We start from the raw sequence: 17,681 nt of genomic DNA on the forward strand, positions 1-17,681 counted from the left end.
TGATGGAACCCGCCCCACTGGGCATGAGCGACGCCGTACCGGCATGTCATGGATGCGGCTTGATCGGAAGGTACCCGTACGCAGATGCGACTTGTACTCATCGGCCCTCCTGGCGCAGGCAAGGGCACCCAGGCGGCCATCCTCCGCAACGATCTCGACATCCCTCACATCTCCACCGGCGAGCTGTTCCGCGAACACGTCAGCCGTCGGACACCACTGGGGCAGGATGCCCAGCGGTATCTCGACACGGGTGAACTGGTCCCCGATCACGTCACGGGCGAGATGATCCGCCGGCGGCTCGCAGAACCGGACGCACAGCGGGGCTTCCTCCTCGACGGCTTCCCGCGAACCGTGCGGCAGGCGGAAGAACTTGGGTCGATGCTCCCCGACGCGGATGGCGGGATCGACGCGGTCCTGGAGTTCACCGCCCCCGAAGACGTCGTGGTGAGCAGGCTGTTGAGCCGTGGCCGTGCGGACGATACCGAGCAGGTCATCCGGCACCGGCAACAGATCTACCGCAACCAGACCGCCCCGCTCCTTGCCCACTACGCCGCCAGGCTGCTGACGATCCATGCCGTCGGCTCCGCCGAGCAGATCGGCGAACAAGTGCTGACGGCCTTGAAGGAACGGGGCCTCGTAGCGAGTCGGGACGAGAGTGCCACGCGGCCTTAGTGGTCAGCTCCGGAAGTCCTTCAGGGGGTGACATCGGGGCCCGATTCCGTAGCGATCCGTTAGTGGTCTGGGACGGCGAAGCGGGGCTGGCAGGTACAGCCGAAGGAGTCCTCGGCGGGTGCCGACGAACTCTTCGTCGGCACCCGCCATCCCTGGGTCACCGTCGTGTCAGCGTTGAGGCGGTTGGTGGGCCCCTGCCGGGATTCCGGGGCTTGGCTTGACCACGTCGGGGAGGCGGTACCAGCGGTACCTGCGTGGTTCTCCGCCGTTGTCGATCAACAAGGAGGCCCTATGCCTACGGTCCGTCGTCCCCGTGCGCTGCGTTCCGGCGATCTCGTGGTCGTCACCGCGCCCTCGGGCCAGCTCGAGCCCGGTGAGGAGCCGCTGCTCGCTCGCGGTGTGGCGATATTGGAGCGGATGGGTTTCCGCGTGCGGGTCAGCCCGATGGTCGACCCCGCGCGGAGCCGCTGGTGGGCGGCGGGCGCTCCGGCGGAGCAGGCTGCCGAGCTCAATGCGCTGCTCCGGGATCCGGAGGTGCGGGCCATCGTCGCGCACACCGGTGGCCAGGCGACCATTGGTTATCTCGATTTGATCGATCTGGATGCGGTCCGGGCCGACCCGAAGCCGATCCTCGGCTACAGCGACATCTCGCTGCTGCACATGGCGTTGTACGCCAAGACCGGCCTCGTCGGCTTCCACGCCGACATCGTCACCCACGGTTTCGGCAGCGATTGGTACACGTTGGGCGACGAGGCCCGTCGGTCCGAACTCGTCGACCTCTACGCCCGTGTGCTTACCAAGGCCGAGGCGCCGGGCGTGCTGCCGGCAAGGGGGACTTGGGAAACCTGGCGGCCGGGCCGCGCGCAGGGACCACTGGTCGGCGGCTTGCTGAACCGCCTGGTCCAGTTGCAGGCGACACCATTCGCACTGGCCGCTGAACGGTTCGACAGCGCCGTCTTGTTCTGGGAAGAGGTACAGCGGCCGGTCACGCGGATCTGGTGCGACCTGCATGCCTTGCGACTGTCCGGTGTGCTGGACCGGATCGCGGGCATGGTGGTCGGCATCCCGAGTGAGGTCACGCCCTACGAGGGCGGCGGAGACCAGGTCGGTCTGCGCGACGTTGTGCTCGACGTTCTGGCGCAGCGTGACATCCCTGTCCTCGCCCAGGTCGACTTCGGCCACACCTCGCCGAACCTGCCGCTGCCCCTCGGCGTCCGCGCACACGTGGACGCGGACAACCGGACTCTGTCCCTGCTCGAGTCGGCGGTCGCGGAACGCTGAGTTCTGTTGGAGATTGGCGCGGGTCCGGCGGGCTGCGCGAGGACGTGCTCAAGCCCTGGCAGTACCGGTCCTGGATCACCATCCGCGACCTGGACTTTCGCGCCAAGGTCCGGCGTGTTCTGGATCTGTACGCCCGCATGTTCGAGGGTGTCCCGCTCGGGCCAGACGGGTACGTCGCCTCCAGCGACGAGAAGACCTTCGTCCGAGCCCGCTGCCATCCGACGCCGGCCCCGGGCCAGGCCCGGGCGATGCGCGTCAACCACGAGTACGGCCGCGGCGGTGCCGTGGCCTACCTTGCCGCCTACGACGTCCACCATGCGAAGGTCTTCGGCCGCTGCGAGCCGAAGACCGGAATCGTGCCCTTCATGGCCATGGTCACTCAGGTCATGACCCAAGAGCCCTATGCAAGCGCCAGAGGTGTCCTCTGGACCGTCGACAACGGCTCCTCCCACCGGGGGAAGAAGGCCATCGACCGTCTCACCGCGGTGTTTCCGAAGGAGTTCACCACCACCGACCTGGACGATCTGCCGGCCCGACTCGACCGACACACCCCCGCCGAGCGACAAGAGGGATCCTCCACTGCCCTGGCAGGCCGTGAGCGGTTCAGTTTTGGATCGGAGTCACAAGTCTTGGAGAAGGCGGCCGGAGTGCGGGATGCGCGCTCACGTATTCCGCACTCCGGCCGGATGTGTGCCCACGCGCCGTTGACATCCGCTCATCCTGAGGCCACGATCGGATCAAATGACTTGGTCATTTGATCTGCATGTTGTGTGCACTGTGCCATCGACCTCTCTCGCCCCCTCCGCCGCACCGGGCCCGGGCGAACAACATCGTTGAACTTGTGAGGGCAACACCATGGGTCTCACCACACTCGAACCGACCACGACCGTGGATGACGTGTGCGATGTGATCGCGCGTGACGGCGGCGTGATCGTGAAGGACTTCATCGACAGCGAGCTCCTCGCCGCGATCAAGGCCGACCTCCTGCCGGAGCTGGAACGGGTCGGCTGGGGGCAGGACGACTTCGCCGGAGCCAAGACGCGTCGGCTCGGCGCCCTGTTCAAGCACAGTCCTCGCATGGCTGATCTCATCACCCACCCGCTGTTCTACGGTGCCGCGGAGCGCTACCTCCAGATCCCGGCCCCCGTGTGGTTCGGCGAGGAGCGCGCGGAGCTGGTTCCGAACATCCAGATCGGCGTGACGCAGCTCATCGACATCCACCCCGGCGAGGGCTCTCAGCCGCTGCACCGGGACGACGCGGTCTGGCAGTGGCGCCACCCGGAGGGCGGTCGCCAGGCCCGGGTGCAGATCATGCTGGCCGTGACCGACTTCACCGCTGACAACGGCGGGACTCTGGTGATCCCCGGCAGCCACCTGTGGGACGACGAGCGCGGCCCCCGCCAGGAGGAGACGGTCCCGACGGAGATGACGGCGGGATCCGCGCTGATCTGGCTGGGAGCGACCTACCACGCCGGCGGCACCAACAACACCGACATCTCCCGGACCGGGCTGACCCTGACCCTCGACCTGGCCTACCTCCGGCAGGAGGAGAACCAGTACCTCTCTGTTCCCCTCGACGTCGTCAAGCAGCTGCCGGACCGTGTCCAGCGCCTTCTCGGCTACGAGGCGAGCCCGCCGTTCATGGGCTGGATCGAGGTCAACGGTGTGATGACCGACCCGCACTACGTGCTTGAGGGCGACCCGTCCTCCGCCCAGGCCGCGGCGGCATTCTAGTGACCGGCCGGCTGGAGCGTGTTGTGAAAGTGCCAGTCACAGCGAGTTGTTGATGGCTACGACGGGCAAGGCGGCTTCCTAGAGAGCGGTGGGCCTGTCCGCATTGGTCGTCTTGGTCCTGCCGGTTGCCAGTGCTTGGACCAGCCGGCGATTCGCGTCCTGTGCGGTCATTCCCCAGTTCCACTCGGTTTTGTGGAGCCGTAGGGAGACGACACCGTGCCATGCCGACCACAGCAGGAGTGCGGAGGCGAAGGGTGCGTCCGGGTCGACGAGCCGCGCGAGTTCGACGATGCGCGCCTGGAGGCGGGGGCCGTGCGCGGCTCTGGTCTCCGGCAGTGCGTCACCGCTCTCGAACAGGAGCTGGTACGCGCCCGGGTGGGCCGCGCCCCAGGCAATGTAGGCGTCGCCGGCGACGACCAGCTGGGTGTCGGCCTCGTCCGCGGCATCGAGCGCCGACTCGACCGCTTCGACCAGCGAGGCGTATTCGGCGTCGAGCACCGCCGAGCGCAGGTCCGCCTCGGAGGGGAAGTGCCAGTACACGGCCGAGGGGGCCACCCCGCAGGCCCGGGCGATTGAGCGCAGCGACGGAACGGCCACCGCTTGGGGCTCCGCCAGCATGCCGATCGCGGCGGCCACGAGTTCGGAGCGCAGGTCGCGGTTGTCTGTCTTGGTCACAGATTCATTGAACACCCGTTCATGATAGCTTGCAATGAACAGGTGTTCAGGAAGGTGGTAGCGACATGCTCAGGCTGATGACGGTGATCAGGAAGCGCCCGGAGATTTCCACGGAGGACTTTCGCCGATTCATGGAACTGGAGTACGGACCGACCTATGTGGCGCTTCCCCAGGTCAAGGAGTACGTGCAGTACTACCTGACGGACCTCGTGACGGACGGGGAGGAGGAGCCGATCGACGCGATCGTGCGGATCGGCTTCGAGTCGGAGACGGAGATGCGTGAGGCCCTCGCAACCGAGGAATACCGGAAAGCGCACGAACTGCGGACGGCCTACATGCGGGAGACGTCCGTCGGTATTCATTCGGCCGTTCTGGACCGCAGGGTGCAGTTGGTCTAGGGAGCGTTGCGGCAGTGCTGGTTGCACCCGTCTCGCCTACAGCGAGATCCACGCCCACGAGAGAGAAGGCGCTCACCTGCGCCGCCTTCCTGCGACGGGCCGCGGCCTTCTTCGCCGCATTGGGTATCGACCGCGTCGAACGGGTCCTGACCAACAACGCCTGGCCCTCCCGCTAGAGCTTTGCCTGGCGCCAGGCCCTGACCGACCTCGGCGCGGCCGGCAAACTCACCCGCGCCTACCGGCCGCAGACCAACGGCAAGGTCGAGAGTCAACAACTCCGCGGGTCAATACACGACTGCCCGCCACCGGCCCGTCAGGGGGGACGGCTCGTGGTGGGGCGCCCCGGGGGGCTTGTCCGCTCGATGAGGTTCGAGCGGGCAAGCCCCCATGCTCGTTCTTGGCGGCGGAACTCCGGGACGGGACCGGGACCTGTTTCACCTCGACCGCAACGGAGGCCCAACTGACGGTCGGTGACCTCTCGTTCGAGGCGCTCGACCTCGTTTCGTACCTGGATCACGCGGCCCTGGCGTACGGCGACCGGGCGGCCGTGGTGACGGCGATCGGCGAGGGACGTGCCTGCCCTCGCCGGCGCGGAGCCCATGAGTCCGCAACCTGGTGTCGCCACGGCCGCGCTCTCCTCATCAGCCGTGCACGCGATGAGTGCGGCCGGCCCACTCCGGCTCGCGCAGGGCGAACTTCTGGATCTTCCCGGTCGAGGTCTTCGGCAGTTCGGTCACGAGGTCGACGTTCCGCGGAGCCTTATAGCGGGCGATCTTCGTTCGCACGTGCTCGATCAGCTCTGCCTCGGTGGCCTGCAGGCCCGCTTTGAGTACGACGAACGCCTTCGGCCGCTCGCCCCACTTCTCGTCCGGCACTCCGATCACCGCGACCTCGAGGACCGCCTCGTGGCTCATCAGCGCTTGTTCCACCTCGATGGTGGAGATGTTCTCGCCGCCGGAGATCACCACGTCCTTGGCGCGGTCGCGCAACTCCACGTAGCCGTCGGGGTGCATGACGCCGAGGTCGCCGCTGTGGAACCATCCGCCACCGAAGGCCTTGGCAGTGCCCTCCGGATCGCAGTAGTAGCCCGCCATCACGTTGTTGCCCCGCATCACGATCTCGCCCATGGAACTGCCGTCGGCCGGTACGTCGACCATGTCCTCGTCCACGACGCGCAGGCCCTCGGTCTGGATCATGCCGACGCCCTGACGGGCTTGGACCACCGCCCTTTCGTCGGGTGGAAGGGTGGACCACTGCGGTTGGGCCTGGCAGACGGAGTACGGGCCATAGGTCTCGGTCAGTCCGTAGACGTGCACGATCCCGAAACCCATGCGCTCCATCTGCAGGATCGTCGTGGGGCTCGGCGGCGCACCCGCGGTGGTGATCACCAGCCGGTAGTCGAGATGGCCGGCCTGCGCCGCGTTCAGGATCGTGGTGACCACGGTCGGCGCCCCGTTGAGGTGGGTGACCCGGTGTTTGCGGATCTGCTGCCAGATCGCGTCGCCGCGCACCTCGCGCAGACATACGTGTGTCCCACCGATGCCGGTGACCGCCCACGGCGTACACCAGCCGTTGCAATGGAACATCGGCAGTGTCCACAGATAGACGCTGTCCTGGTGATGGGAGGAGTGGACGATCTCCCCGAAGGAGTTCAGGTAGGCGCCCCGGTGGGTGTAGACGACCCCCTTGGGGCGGCCGGTCGTTCCCGAGGTGTAGTTGATGGAGATCGGCGCGAGTTCGTCCTCGACCGACCAGTCCATGGGGTCGTCGGAACCACGGGCCGTGAAGTCGGCGTAACTCACCAGCCGCGATCCGACAGCCGCGCTCGCCGTTGCGTCCGTGCCCACCCCCGCCTCGGTGTCCTCGAACACGATGACCTCGGTGACCGTCGTGACGTCCTGGACGGCGGCCGCGACCGTGGAGAGGAAGGCCGAGTCAGTGACCAGTACCTTCGCGCCGGAGTGGTCGAGGATGTAGGCGATCTCCTCGGCGGAGAGTCTGGTGTTGACGGCGACAAGCACGGCTCGGGCCAGCGGTACCGCGAAGTGCGCGACGAGCATCTCGGGCAGGTTCGGCATGAGGTAGGCGACTCGGTCGCCGTCCTGCACACCGCTCGCGCGAAGGGCTTGGGCTACGCGGGTCGCCTGGGTGGCGAGTTCGCCGTAGCTCAGGCTCCTGTTCCCGTAGACGATTCCCGGCTTGTCGGGCCATACGCGGGCCGTCCTGTCCAAGAAGGACAGCGGCGTCAACGGAGTGTGGGAGACGGCGTTCATGAACGTCCTCCTGGCAGCAGCGGCAAGAGACAGCGGTCATCACCGTATTCAGCACCCTAGGTTCTGGTCAAGTGATCAAGTCATAGGATCGACTCCTCGCCCGGCTGGGGAACGCGGAGGTCGCCTGCCTGATCCGGACATGTGTCTGCTCGTCGCAGACGGTAGAGGTCTAGACTACGTAGCGACTCGTTCATATGACTCAGACAAAAGATCAGGGAGGTCCTCGGATGGCTCGGGTTCCCATGGATCAGCGCCGACAGGACTACATCGAGGCAACGGTGCGGGTGATTGGGGAGCGTGGAGTGCGCGGTGCGACGACTCGTCGTATCGCCGACGCGGCCCAAGCGCCTCTGGCTACTCTGCATTACGTTTTCCATACCAAGGAGCAGCTGTTTTTCGCCGTTTTTGAACACGCTTCAGATCAATTGCTCGAACGGATCGGCGCGAGCAAGGAGAGCTCCGGCCTGGGGGAAACTGCGGCGTCACTCCTGGTCACCACGATGGACTGGTACTTGGAGAACGACGGCTACGCGCGTGCGCAGTTCGACCTGTACATGTGGGCGCTGCGGCAGGAGAGCACGCATCCGGGGTTGGCCACCCGGGCCTACGACCTCTTCATCGACCGGTTCGCCGAGGTGCTGCGTAAGGCTCTGGGGGACGACGATGACGCGGAACTCGTGAAGCCGCTTGCTCGAATGGTGGCCTCGCATCTTGATGGTCTTTGTCTGCAATGGCATGGATACGGCGACCGCGCCCGGTTGGATGCCGATGTTGCCCTGGCGGGGGAGGCAATCGAACTGCTCGTGGAGTCGCGACGCAGGCGGAAGTAGTCACATTGAGCTGGCAGGGTACTGAATTCCCCATCCTGGGGTACTCGGTGCCATCATGCCTCGTCGAGCGCAGCCTCGATACCCTGGATGACCCGCCACATCGGACCCTTGCGCCTGGAGATGAGCACGATCACGTCTTCCTTGTCGTCCCGGCCGTCGATTCCGCGTCCGGCCGGGTCCTCGCTCCAGGTGTCGCGCACATAGTCGAGCGCGTGGTCGACGTCCTTGATGGCGTCGCCCCGGCCGCCTGAGCGGAGCCATGAGCGCAGAGCGTGGTTGTGGGCGGCGACCACGGACGCCGCGATGACGTCGGAGCGCAGCGTTCCGTCCGGCCGGGCGGCGTATCGGGCACGGAGATACTCGGCGAGAGTGCGCTCGTACCGCCACACCACGGACAGTTCGTGGGCGCGGAGGCCGGGCACCTTCTTCGTCAGACGGTAACGCTGCACGGAGAAGGCGGGGTTCTCGGCATACATGCGCAGTACGAGTCGGGCGGCGTCGCAGACGTGCGCCACGGGGTCGCCGTCAGGGCTCTGCTGCTGGAGGAACTCGGTCATGTCCGTCAGGCAACGCTCGTGGTCGGGGAAGACCACGTCCTCCTTGGAGGGGAAGTAGCGGAAGAAGGATCTGCGGCCCACCCCCGCGAGCGCGACGATGTCGTCGATCGTGGTCTGCTCGAATCCGCGCTCCAGGAACAGCTGGAAGGCCGCTGCGATGAGGGACTCCCGCATTGCGGGCTTCGCAGCCCCGCCGGTGTCACTGTGCGTGCCCCGCTCCTCGCTCATGATGTGGAACATAACACCCGGCTCTCAGGCGTCACGACATTGTCTGTGGCACTGAGTACCCTTATCGTGGGGTACTCAGTGCCATTCCCGTCGATCGTCGTGAAGGGTGTGCCCATGGGCCACGATTTCGACCTGTACCGCCCGTCCGAGGAGCACGACATGCTCCGTGACGCGATCCGTTCGCTGGCCGAGGCGAAGATCGCGCCGTTCGCGGCCGCGGTGGACGAGGAAGCCCGTTTCCCGCAGGAGGCCCTGGACGCCCTGGTCGCCTCCGACCTGCACGCCGTGCACGTACCCGAGTCGTACGGCGGCGCGGGCGCGGATGCCCTTGCCACGGTGATCGTGATCGAGGAGGTGGCCCGCGTGTGCGCGTCCTCCTCGCTGATCCCGGCGGTGAACAAGCTGGGCTCGCTCCCCGTGATCCTCTCCGGCTCCGAGGACCTCAAGAAGAAGTACCTGGGCCCGCTCGCCAAGGGCGACGCGATGTTCTCGTACGCCCTCTCCGAGCCCGACGCCGGCTCCGACGCGGCGGGCATGAAGACGAAGGCGGTCCGCGACGGCGACTTCTACGTCCTCAACGGCGTGAAGCGCTGGATCACCAACGCGGGCGAGTCCGAGTACTACACGGTCATGGCGGTCACCGACCCGACGAAGCGCAGCAAGGGCATCAGCGCCTTCGTGGTCGAGAAGTCCGACGAGGGCGTCTCCTTCGGCGCCCCGGAGAAGAAGCTCGGCATCAAGGGCTCCCCGACCCGCGAGGTCTACCTCGACAACGTCCGCATCCCCGCCGACCGCATGATCGGCGAAGAGGGCACCGGCTTCGCCACCGCCATGAAGACCCTGGACCACACCCGCATCACGATCGCGGCCCAGGCCCTCGGCATCGCCCAGGGCGCGCTGGACTACGCCAAGGGCTACGTCCAGGAGCGCAAGCAGTTCGGCAAGGCGATCGCCGAGTTCCAGGGCATCCAGTTCATGCTCGCCGACATGGCCATGAAGATCGAGGCCGCCCGCCAGCTGACGTACGCGGCAGCGGCGAAGTCCCAGCGCGGCGACAAGGACCTCACCTTCCAGGGCGCCGCGGCGAAGTGCTTCGCCTCGGACGTGGCCATGGAGGTCACGACGGACGCCGTCCAGCTCCTGGGCGGCTACGGCTACACCCGCGACTACCCGGTCGAGCGCATGATGCGCGACGCCAAGATCACCCAGATCTACGAGGGCACGAACCAGGTCCAGCGCATCGTGATGGCCCGCAACCTGCCGTAAGACACACAAGACACAAAGGACTCCACCATGGAAACCATCTCCCGTCTCGGTGTCGTCGGTTGCGGCCTGATGGGCTCCGGCATCGCCGAGGTCGCCGCGCGCGGCGGCGTCGACGTCCTCGTCGCCGAGGCCACCCCCGAGGCCGCCGATGGCGGCCGGCGCCGCATCACCGACTCCCTCGACCGCGGCGTCCAGCGCGGCAAGCTCAGCGAGGAGATACGCGACCTCGCCCTCGCCCGGCTCTCGTTCACCCACGACCTCGGGGACATGGCGGACCGTCAGTTCGTCATCGAGGCGGTTGCCGAGAACCGGGACATCAAGACCAACGTCATCCGGACCCTGGACAAGGTCGTCGCCGATCCGCACGCGGTCCTGGCCACCAACACCTCCTCGCTGCCCATCGTCGATCTCTCGGTCGCCACCGAGCGCCCGGGGCAGGTCATCGGGATGCACTTCTTCAATCCCGTACCGGTGCAGCAGCTGGTCGAGCTGATCCCCGCCCTCACCACGAGTCAGGACACTCTGGACCGTACGCGTCGATTCGCGACCGAGCAGCTCGGCAAGGTGACCATTCAGGCCCCCGACCGCTCGGGCTTCGTGGTCAACGCCCTGCTGGTGCCGTATCTGCTGGCCGCGGTGCGGATGGTCGCGGCCGGTTCGGCGAGCGCCGAGGACATCGACCGTGGGATGGAACTCGGCTGCGCCCACCCCATGGGGCCGCTGCGGCTGCTCGACCTCGTCGGCCTCGACACTGTCGAGTCCATCGCCGACACGCTGTATGACGAGTACAAGGAGCCGCTGTACGCACCTCCCGCGCTGTTGCGCCGGATGGTCGCCGCGGGTCACCTCGGGCGCAAGAGCGGTCGTGGTTTCTACAGGTACGCCGGCTGATCCAGCGGCGGTTCCGGCAGGAGCTGTTCGGTCCAGATGCACTTGCCGGTGGCGGTGTAGCGGGCGCCCCAGCGATGGGAAAGTGCCGCGACGAGTTGGAGTCCGCGACCGCCCTCGTCGGTGTCCGAGGCGCGGCGGATGCGCGGCGTCGTAGGGCTGCCGTCGGAGACCTCGCAGACGAGGGACTGGCCACGCAGCAGGCGGAGTCGGCAAGGCCCCTTCGCATGCCGGATGACATTCCCGACCAGCTCGCTGGCGAGGAGCTCTGTGGTCATGGCGAGGTCGTCGAGGTGCCACTGATCCAGCTGCTCGCGCACGTGGCGACGTGCCTCGCCTGCCGCTGTGGGGTGTTCGGGCAGGGGCCAGGAGACGATGTCCTCGGCGGGGAGGCCGTGGATGCGGGCGACGAGCAGCGCGGCGTCGTCGAGCGACTGCTCCTGGGCGGGCAGCAGAGCGGAGACGACGGCGTCGCACACGCGGCTGACGTCCTCGGCGGCATTCCCCCGGCGGTCGGGGCCGGTCCGCCGCTTTTCGGTAGTCGACCCGGACGAGGGTTGCTGGGCGAGATCGGCCACGGCGGCGGTGAGGGTCCGCGCCAAGTGGGCCATGCCGTCGTCGATGTTCCGGTCGGCGGACTCGATCAGGCCGTCGGTGTACAGCACGAGCAGACTGCCTTCGGGCAGTTCGAACTCCACGGTCTCGAACGGCGGGCCGGCGGCGCCCAGAGGTGGGTCGGGGGTGAACCGGGGGAAGCGTACGGAGCCGTCCGGATCGACGACGGCGGGCGGTGGATGGCCTGCGCCGGCGAAGGTGCAGACCCGGGTGCTGGGGTCGTAGACCGCGTACAGGCAGGTGGCGTAGAAGTCGTCGCCGAGGTCGCTGACGAGGTCGTTGAGGTGTGCGAGGAGTTCGTCGGGGGGCAGTTCGAGGTCGGCGAGGGTGTGGACCGCGGTGCGCAGCCGTCCCATGGTGACGGCTTCGGCGAGGCCATGGCCCATGACGTCGCCGATGACCAGGGCGACACGGGCTCCGGAAAGCGGGATCACGTCGTACCAGTCGCCGCCGACTTCCATGCCTTCGCCGGCCGGCAGGTATCGGGCGGCGGCGGTGACCGTGGGGAGCACGGGCAGCGCGCGGGGGAGCATGCCGCGCTGCAGTTCCTGGGCGCGAGTGTGCTCGGCATCGTAGAGGCGGGCTCGTTCGAAGGACTGGGCGATCAGCCCGCTCAGCGCGGTGAACAAGGTCCGCTCCTCGTCGGTGAAGCGGTGCGGACGGGCGAAGGAGATGAGGCAGCAGCCGACGGGACGCCCCGAGGCGACCAGCGGCAGGAACGCCCAGGCCTGCTTCCGCCCGGCGGTGAGGTAGTCGGCGAGCTCCGGATACAGCTGGGTGAACTCCTCCAGGGAGGCAATGAACTTGGGGGTAAGACTGCGGAGCACTTCGGCGACCGGCGACACCTCCGCCACCCGGTGTCTGGCGAGACGGTCGATGTACTCCTGCGGGTACCCGACTGCCCCCACCGCGCGCAGCCGCTCGCCTTCGACGGCCTGGATGATCAGCCCCGTGGCGCCGAACGGAGGCAGCACGTGATCCGCGATCGCCTGGACCAGGTCCTGCACGGTGAGCGCCTGAGCGAGCGCTCTGGTCAGTTCCTCCATGCGCGCCGCACGTTCGACCGCGGCGCGTTCGGCGCGGGCGTGCTCGGCCTCGTGCGCCCGCTGCTCGGTCACGTCGGTGAAGTAGACCGTCAGGCCGCCGGGGACCGGAACGAGTCTCATGTGATACCAGGCATGTGTGGCGGGCGACTGGATGTCGAAGCCGACGGGTGTGCCGTCGGCGACGGCCTGCCGGGACCGCTTTTCCAGGCCGAGAGCGCTGGCGGCGGGGACGGCTTCCCACAGCACGCGGCCCAGCAGATTCCCGGCGGCGCTGAAGAATCGCTCAGCCTGGACGTTGACATAGGTGATGTGCCAGTCGGCGTCGACAGCGAAGAACCCGTCGCTCATGTTCCGCAGCGCTCGGCCGACCGAGTCCCGGGCCATGCGGGTCTGCGTGGTGTCCCAGGCGGTCCCGATCATGCGGACCGGCTCTCCGTCCTCGCCGAAGATGAGCTGTCCGCGGTCTTCGATCCAGCTGATGCTGCCGTCCGGTCGGCACAACCGGTACTCGAAGCTCAAGACACCCCGGTCCGCGATGATCTTGTCGACCTCGGCGGCCAGTACGGGCACGTCGTCGGGATGGACGTGCGCGGTCCAGCTCTCGATCCGCCCGTCGAAGGTGTCCGGGTCCAGTCCGCTCATGGCCAGCGCCGCCTCGTCCATAAGCAGGTCGCCGGTGCGAAGGTCCCAGTCCCAGACTCCGACCTCGACTGCCCGCATGGCGTGCTGGAGACGGGTACCGGACGGCTCCTGCCACCAGGCGGGGCTCACCGGACTCGGGGCCGGCGGAGACTGCCGCAGACGCTCGGCGGCCCGATCGGCGAGCACCTGGAGAAACAGCCGTTTGTCCGTGTCCGGCTCGCCGAGCGTGGCCATGAGGACGGACAGCGCACCGATCGGCCCCTCCGGGCCGGGCAGGGGGACGGCTGCCAGGCCGGTGCCTTCGGAAAGCGTCCTGGACCGGAGCCCCGGCTCGGCCCGGAGCCATACGAAGGAGCAGGTCCGGACAGCCAGGACGGGGGCCGTCGTCTCGTCCGGGGCGAGATCCTCCCATGCGTCGGCGAACGCACGAGGGAGCCCGACGGCCGCCACCAGGCGCAACCCGGGGTCCGCCGCTTCGGACAGGTGCACCATGCCGCCGAGGCCGCCGAGCTCGGCCACGGCCTGATGCAAGGTGAGTCGCAGCATCTCGGTGTTGCCCAGGCCGTCGGTTGTCTTCAGCAGGCGCAGCCGTGCTTCCCGGACCCGTTCCGCCGAGGTGTCCGGACCTGTGGCGCGAGGTTCACTCTCGCTCACTCCATCACCTGCCGCCTTGGAGCCACTGCAGGAAACAGCCTCAGGTGTGCATCAAAAAGCCGCTCTGAAATCACCAATTCTACCCGGAAAGGCCAGTAATTTCGGGCTCACAGCATGCCAGGTGCCCCCGAGGCCGCTTGCTGCGAGACCTGTCGCGCGACCTCGCGGCGGTCGACCTTCCCCGAGGCCGTCAGCGGCAGCTTGTTGTAGACGACCCACCGCTCGGGGACGGCGTAGTCGGGGAGCCGTTGTACGAGATGGTCACGGGCGGCGTGCTCGTCGAACCCGGCGTTCGGGCGAGGCTCGACGGCCGCGGCCACGCGCTGCTGGAGAACCGGGTCCTCGATGCCGAACACCACGACCTGGCCGACGTCGGGACGCTGGGCGATGCACGACTCGACGAAGGACGGCAGGATCTTCTCCCCGCCCCGGTTGATCACGTCGTCGACCCGCCCGGTCAACCACAGCAGGCCCTCGGCATCGAGGTAACCGAGGTCGCCGGTGCGGAGCCACTGTCCGTGGAACCGCTGGTTGGTCAGCTCGGGCCGCTGCCAGTAGCCGATCATCCGGGTGGGTCCGGCCACCCATACTTCGCCGGTCCGGCCCGCCGTCCGTTCGCGGCCTTGGTCGTCCACGACCTTGAGCCGTACGCGCGGCGCCGGCAGGCCGACCGACTCGCCCTTGGAGGCGACGAGTTCGTGCGGCAGGAAACTGACGATCGAGGTGAATTCACTCAGTCCGTAGGCGTGGGTGAGTCGCAAGTGCGGCCACCGGTCGAGGAGTTCGTCGATCCAGGCCGCGGGCATCGGGCTGCCGCCGAAGAAGAGTTTCGAGGCGGGGCCGTAGATGTGCTCGGCCTCCTCGGACATCATGAGCATGCGCAGGATGCTCGGTACCGCGGCGAGGAAGGTGACCGGCCGCTCCCGCAGTTCGGCGATCGCGTCGGCCGTACGGTACTTCGTCAGCAGATGGGTTCGGCCGCCGACGACGAGCATGTGCCCGAACTGGTCGTTGAATCCCGTGTTGTGGAATATCGGTACGAGGATCAGCGTGCTGTCGTCCTGAGTGCTGCCGTGGAACTCGGCGACCGCGAGGGCGCCCTTGAACAGGGCCTCATGGCTCAGCATCGCGCCCTTGGGGACACCCGTGGTGCCGGAGGTGAAGCTGATGAGGGCGAGGTCGTCGGGGGTCGGCGCGTCCGGAAGGGCAGGGGCCGCGGGCTCGGCCGACTCGTCGGCCCGGCCGAGCAGCTCGCCGAGCTCGATCACCTCACGGTCCGACTGCGCGCTGTCCCGCACGAGTTCGGCGGTGGAGGCGTCGTAGAGGACGGCCTTCGCCTCGATCAGTTCGCACTGGTCGCTCAACTGCCCTGGGTTCAGGCGGTTGTTGGCCGGGGCCACGACGACGCCCAGGCGTAGGCAGGCAAGGTACGCCACGACCCAGGCCACGCTGTTCTGACCGATGAGGACGACTCGGTCGCCCTTGGCCACGCCACGCGCCGCCAGTGTTCCGGCGACGCGGTCGACGCTGGCGTCCAGGTCGGCGTAGGTGAGCTGCTCGGCCCCGTGGCGCAGGGCCACTCGGTCCGGACTCTCGCGCGCCCAGCCGCGCAAGGCAGCCGGCAGCGTCCGCACCGGCTCGCTCCGATTCTCTGTCTGCATGGTGGCGGCAACCTTTGGACTAGGCCGCGGGCGTGGGCTGCACGCGCGTGATGCGGGAGCCCTCGCCGGCGAGGGACACAAGGATGTCTTCGTACAGAGGAAGTGCGACGTCCCAGCGCAGTGCCTCGGGTCCCCAGGCGCCCGGCAGGGCACCGTGGTCCAGGAGCACTACCGCCGCCACGGCGGCGCCGAGTCCGGTGGTGCGTGACATCGGGGCGTCGTCGGTGATCGCGAGGGAGCCGAGGACCTCCTGGCCCGCCAGAGCCTGGACGAGGACCGCGGAAGAGGCGCTCGGCTGCTTCTCGGGCTTGCGGTTGTAGCGGGCCCACATCAGCTTCCACAGGAACTCGGCCGGCTCCACCTGCGTGCCGTTGATGTCGACCGTGACGTCGGTGTGGCCGAAGCCGATCCGGCCGAGTGTGGAGAAGGCGGCGTTGGCCCAGGCGGGCCGCAGCGTGCCCTTGCAGCTCGCGTACGTCAGCTGCGGGTAGTGCCGGGACAGCGTGACCGGTTCGGGGTGGGCGGTGTCGTAGGCCTCGATGACACCGTGCGGCTCGGGGAACGCGTACGACGCGGCGGTCGACGGTACGAAACCGGCAGACTGTTCCCACTTCCCGTCCCGATAGACGGGGCAGGTGCTCACGGCCATGTGCAGCATGTGCCGCAGCGGGGCGAGACCGCCCGGGTCGCTCTCGTGGACGAGCCAGACGACCTGGACGCCGTCCGCGGTGGGGTGGGCGTCCAGCAGGCGGCTGGCCATCCAGTTGGAGACGCCGGGGGAGAGGCCGGCCCCGGTGATGAGGGGAAGTCCCGCCCTCTTCGCCTCGTCGTCCAGGGCCAGGATGGCCTCGGTCCCCTCGACGTCGTCGCAGATGTCGACGTAGGCCGCACCGGCGGCCAGTGCCGCGCGCGCCACGGCGTCGGAACCGGCGAAGAAGGGGCCCGTGAGATTGACGACGGCGTCGACTCCCGTCAGGTCCACCTCGCCCTTCGAGACGTCGGTGATCCGCCCGGTCACCCGCTCCGGCGCCAACGATTCCGCGTGCTTGACCGCTTCCTCGGACCGGTCCAGGGCCACGAACTGTGTGTCGGGGAGCCGGTCGAGCAGGATGCCGAGAGCGCTGCGGCCCATCTGTCCCAGCCCGACCACCGCGACGGTGCGTGTCATGTGTGTCTCCTTCGATCTCAGTGGATGTCCGTGCCGGTACGGCTGCGCGCTACGCGAGAGTCCCGGGGGCGACGTAGTTCTGCATCGGCAGAGCCCGGTACCGGAGCGGGGGCAGCTGGTCCGGTGTCACGAAACCGGCCTGGGCGTTGATGACGTCCGGGATGCGGTTCACCCACTGCGTACAGGTCGTCGTGTAGCTGGGGACCCGGCCGTTGTCGAGGTAGAGGTCGGGCTCGCCCTTGACGACCCACTGGTTCATGTCGCTCTCGCCCTCACCGAAGACGTAGCCCGACATCTCGAAGGTGAAGGTGGGCCCTTCGACGGTGGTCATCACGTCGATGTCCGAGTAACCGATCACCGTTCCTTTGGAGAGGGTGACGCCGATGCTGTTCGAGTACCGGTCCTCGTCCGCGATGACCGGGCTCACCTCCGTCTTCCGTTCCTTCGGGGTCAGGCCCGTGGCCTGGGCCAGCGCCGAGAGCAGGTTGCCGCCGAAGGTCGGCGGGCGGTGCTCGGACGCGATGGACTCCTGGAACTGCTCCAGGGTCTCCCCGACGTGCTTGCTCTGGATGATTTCCGCGCCGTATTCGTCGGCGTTCCAGGTGGCCTTGCCGTAGACGGAGTCGATGCGGTGCGCGGTGCCCAGGAGTGCGCTGACCTGGTGGAGCCAGAAGGAGTCCTGGTGGCCGGAGCCGGTGATCGTCACGCCGTTCTTCTTGGCCAGCGCGTCGAGTTCGGCGGCGATGCCGGGGGAGGACGACCAGGGATAGAAGGACTCCTCGGAAATCGTCACCACATTCGCGCCGCTGCGGACGCACAGCGCCAGCTGGTCCTTGATCTCCGGCAGGAAACTCTGCGTCGCGTGCAGGACGACATCCGGCCTGCGGGTGGCCAGCACCTGTTCGGCATCCGCCTCGATCGGGACGTTGAGCCGGCCGATTCCGGCGAACTCTCCGAGGTCGCGGCCGACCTTACTGGGATTTCGCGCGATGGCGCCGACGATCTCGACGCCCTTTTCGGTCATGAGCCTGGTGGCCAGGGCACCCATGGCGCCAGCGCCGTACACGACTGCTCGAATTCTCCGCATGCCGAA

15 protein-coding genes and 1 pseudogene are annotated in these 17,681 nt (G+C 67.8%); 9 read left to right on the top strand and 7 right to left on the bottom strand.

Annotated elements, in window-relative coordinates; all coding sequences use genetic code 11:
- Positions 1 to 84: 84 nt before the first annotated feature.
- From OG266_RS42485 to OG266_RS42500, 4 genes are all read left to right on the top strand, one after another.
- Complete coding sequence (locus OG266_RS42485; protein ID WP_371552202.1) at positions 85 to 672, top strand: adenylate kinase; 588 nt, start codon at positions 85 to 87, stop codon at positions 670 to 672.
- Between the two features lie 291 nt (positions 673 to 963).
- Positions 964 to 1,953 (top strand): LD-carboxypeptidase, encoded by a 990-nt coding sequence (locus tag OG266_RS42490; RefSeq protein ID WP_371552203.1) that lies wholly within the window; start codon positions 964 to 966, stop codon positions 1,951 to 1,953.
- A 44-nt stretch (positions 1,954 to 1,997) separates the two neighbouring features.
- Positions 1,998 to 2,711: a hypothetical protein gene (locus OG266_RS42495; protein ID WP_371552204.1), complete on the top strand. Its 714-nt coding sequence runs from the start codon at positions 1,998 to 2,000 to the stop codon at positions 2,709 to 2,711.
- A gap of 97 nt (positions 2,712 to 2,808) precedes the next feature.
- A complete protein-coding gene (locus OG266_RS42500; protein ID WP_371552205.1) occupies positions 2,809 to 3,687 on the top strand; it encodes a phytanoyl-CoA dioxygenase family protein in 879 nt (292 codons plus the stop codon).
- A gap of 78 nt (positions 3,688 to 3,765) precedes the next feature.
- On the opposite strand, the gene OG266_RS42505 is transcribed toward OG266_RS42500, so the two are convergent.
- Positions 3,766 to 4,362, bottom strand: a complete 597-nt coding sequence (locus OG266_RS42505; protein WP_371552206.1) for a TetR/AcrR family transcriptional regulator — start codon at positions 4,360 to 4,362, stop codon at positions 3,766 to 3,768.
- A gap of 65 nt (positions 4,363 to 4,427) precedes the next feature.
- Between OG266_RS42505 and OG266_RS42510 the strand changes: the two genes are divergently transcribed.
- Positions 4,428 to 4,760 carry an EthD domain-containing protein gene (locus OG266_RS42510; RefSeq protein WP_266469976.1) on the top strand — a complete coding sequence of 111 codons (333 nt, stop codon included), beginning with the start codon at positions 4,428 to 4,430 and terminating at the stop codon, positions 4,758 to 4,760.
- A 25-nt stretch (positions 4,761 to 4,785) separates the two neighbouring features.
- Positions 4,786 to 5,026, top strand: a pseudogene (locus OG266_RS42515) (IS481 family transposase); the annotation flags it as partial.
- A gap of 375 nt (positions 5,027 to 5,401) precedes the next feature.
- Here the strand turns inward: OG266_RS42515 and OG266_RS42520 are convergent.
- Positions 5,402 to 7,033, bottom strand: coding sequence for a long-chain-fatty-acid--CoA ligase (locus OG266_RS42520; protein ID WP_266469977.1), 1,632 nt, complete (start codon positions 7,031 to 7,033; stop codon positions 5,402 to 5,404).
- Positions 7,034 to 7,275: 242 nt separating this feature from the next.
- Between OG266_RS42520 and OG266_RS42525 the strand changes: the two genes are divergently transcribed.
- Complete coding sequence (locus OG266_RS42525; RefSeq protein WP_371552207.1) at positions 7,276 to 7,863, top strand: TetR/AcrR family transcriptional regulator; 588 nt, start codon at positions 7,276 to 7,278, stop codon at positions 7,861 to 7,863.
- Between the two features lie 53 nt (positions 7,864 to 7,916).
- Here OG266_RS42525 and OG266_RS42530 read toward each other — a convergent pair whose 3' ends face one another.
- Positions 7,917 to 8,648, bottom strand: coding sequence for a TetR family transcriptional regulator (locus OG266_RS42530; RefSeq protein WP_371552209.1), 732 nt, complete (start codon positions 8,646 to 8,648; stop codon positions 7,917 to 7,919).
- A gap of 114 nt (positions 8,649 to 8,762) precedes the next feature.
- Here OG266_RS42530 and OG266_RS42535 point away from each other — a divergent pair, with 114 nt between their 5' ends.
- Together OG266_RS42535 and OG266_RS42540 are read left to right on the top strand one after the other, a co-directional pair.
- The gene (locus OG266_RS42535; protein WP_266471013.1) at positions 8,763 to 9,914 is read left to right on the top strand and encodes an acyl-CoA dehydrogenase; all 1,152 of its coding nucleotides are present in this window, start codon (positions 8,763 to 8,765) and stop codon (positions 9,912 to 9,914) included.
- 27 nt (positions 9,915 to 9,941) lie between these two features.
- Positions 9,942 to 10,805, top strand: a complete 864-nt coding sequence (locus OG266_RS42540) for a 3-hydroxybutyryl-CoA dehydrogenase (protein WP_266469979.1) — start codon at positions 9,942 to 9,944, stop codon at positions 10,803 to 10,805.
- On the opposite strand, the gene OG266_RS42545 is transcribed toward OG266_RS42540, so the two are convergent.
- The 4 genes from OG266_RS42545 to OG266_RS42560 form a co-directional block, all read right to left on the bottom strand.
- Positions 10,787 to 13,759 carry a SpoIIE family protein phosphatase gene (locus OG266_RS42545; protein ID WP_371552210.1) on the bottom strand — a complete coding sequence of 991 codons (2,973 nt, stop codon included), beginning with the start codon at positions 13,757 to 13,759 and terminating at the stop codon, positions 10,787 to 10,789. The genes OG266_RS42540 and OG266_RS42545 overlap by 19 nt on opposite strands.
- Before the next feature lie 107 nt (positions 13,760 to 13,866).
- A complete protein-coding gene (locus OG266_RS42550; protein ID WP_371552211.1) occupies positions 13,867 to 15,420 on the bottom strand; it encodes a class I adenylate-forming enzyme family protein in 1,554 nt (517 codons plus the stop codon).
- Between the two features lie 19 nt (positions 15,421 to 15,439).
- Positions 15,440 to 16,588 carry a saccharopine dehydrogenase family protein gene (locus OG266_RS42555; protein ID WP_266469985.1) on the bottom strand — a complete coding sequence of 383 codons (1,149 nt, stop codon included), beginning with the start codon at positions 16,586 to 16,588 and terminating at the stop codon, positions 15,440 to 15,442.
- Between the two features lie 49 nt (positions 16,589 to 16,637).
- Positions 16,638 to 17,675 carry a dihydrodipicolinate reductase gene (locus tag OG266_RS42560; RefSeq protein WP_266469986.1) on the bottom strand — a complete coding sequence of 346 codons (1,038 nt, stop codon included), beginning with the start codon at positions 17,673 to 17,675 and terminating at the stop codon, positions 16,638 to 16,640.
- Positions 17,676 to 17,681: the final 6 nt, after the last annotated feature.

The organism is Streptomyces sp. NBC_00554 (genome assembly GCF_041431135.1).
Lineage (GTDB): Bacteria > Actinomycetota > Actinomycetes > Streptomycetales > Streptomycetaceae > Streptomyces.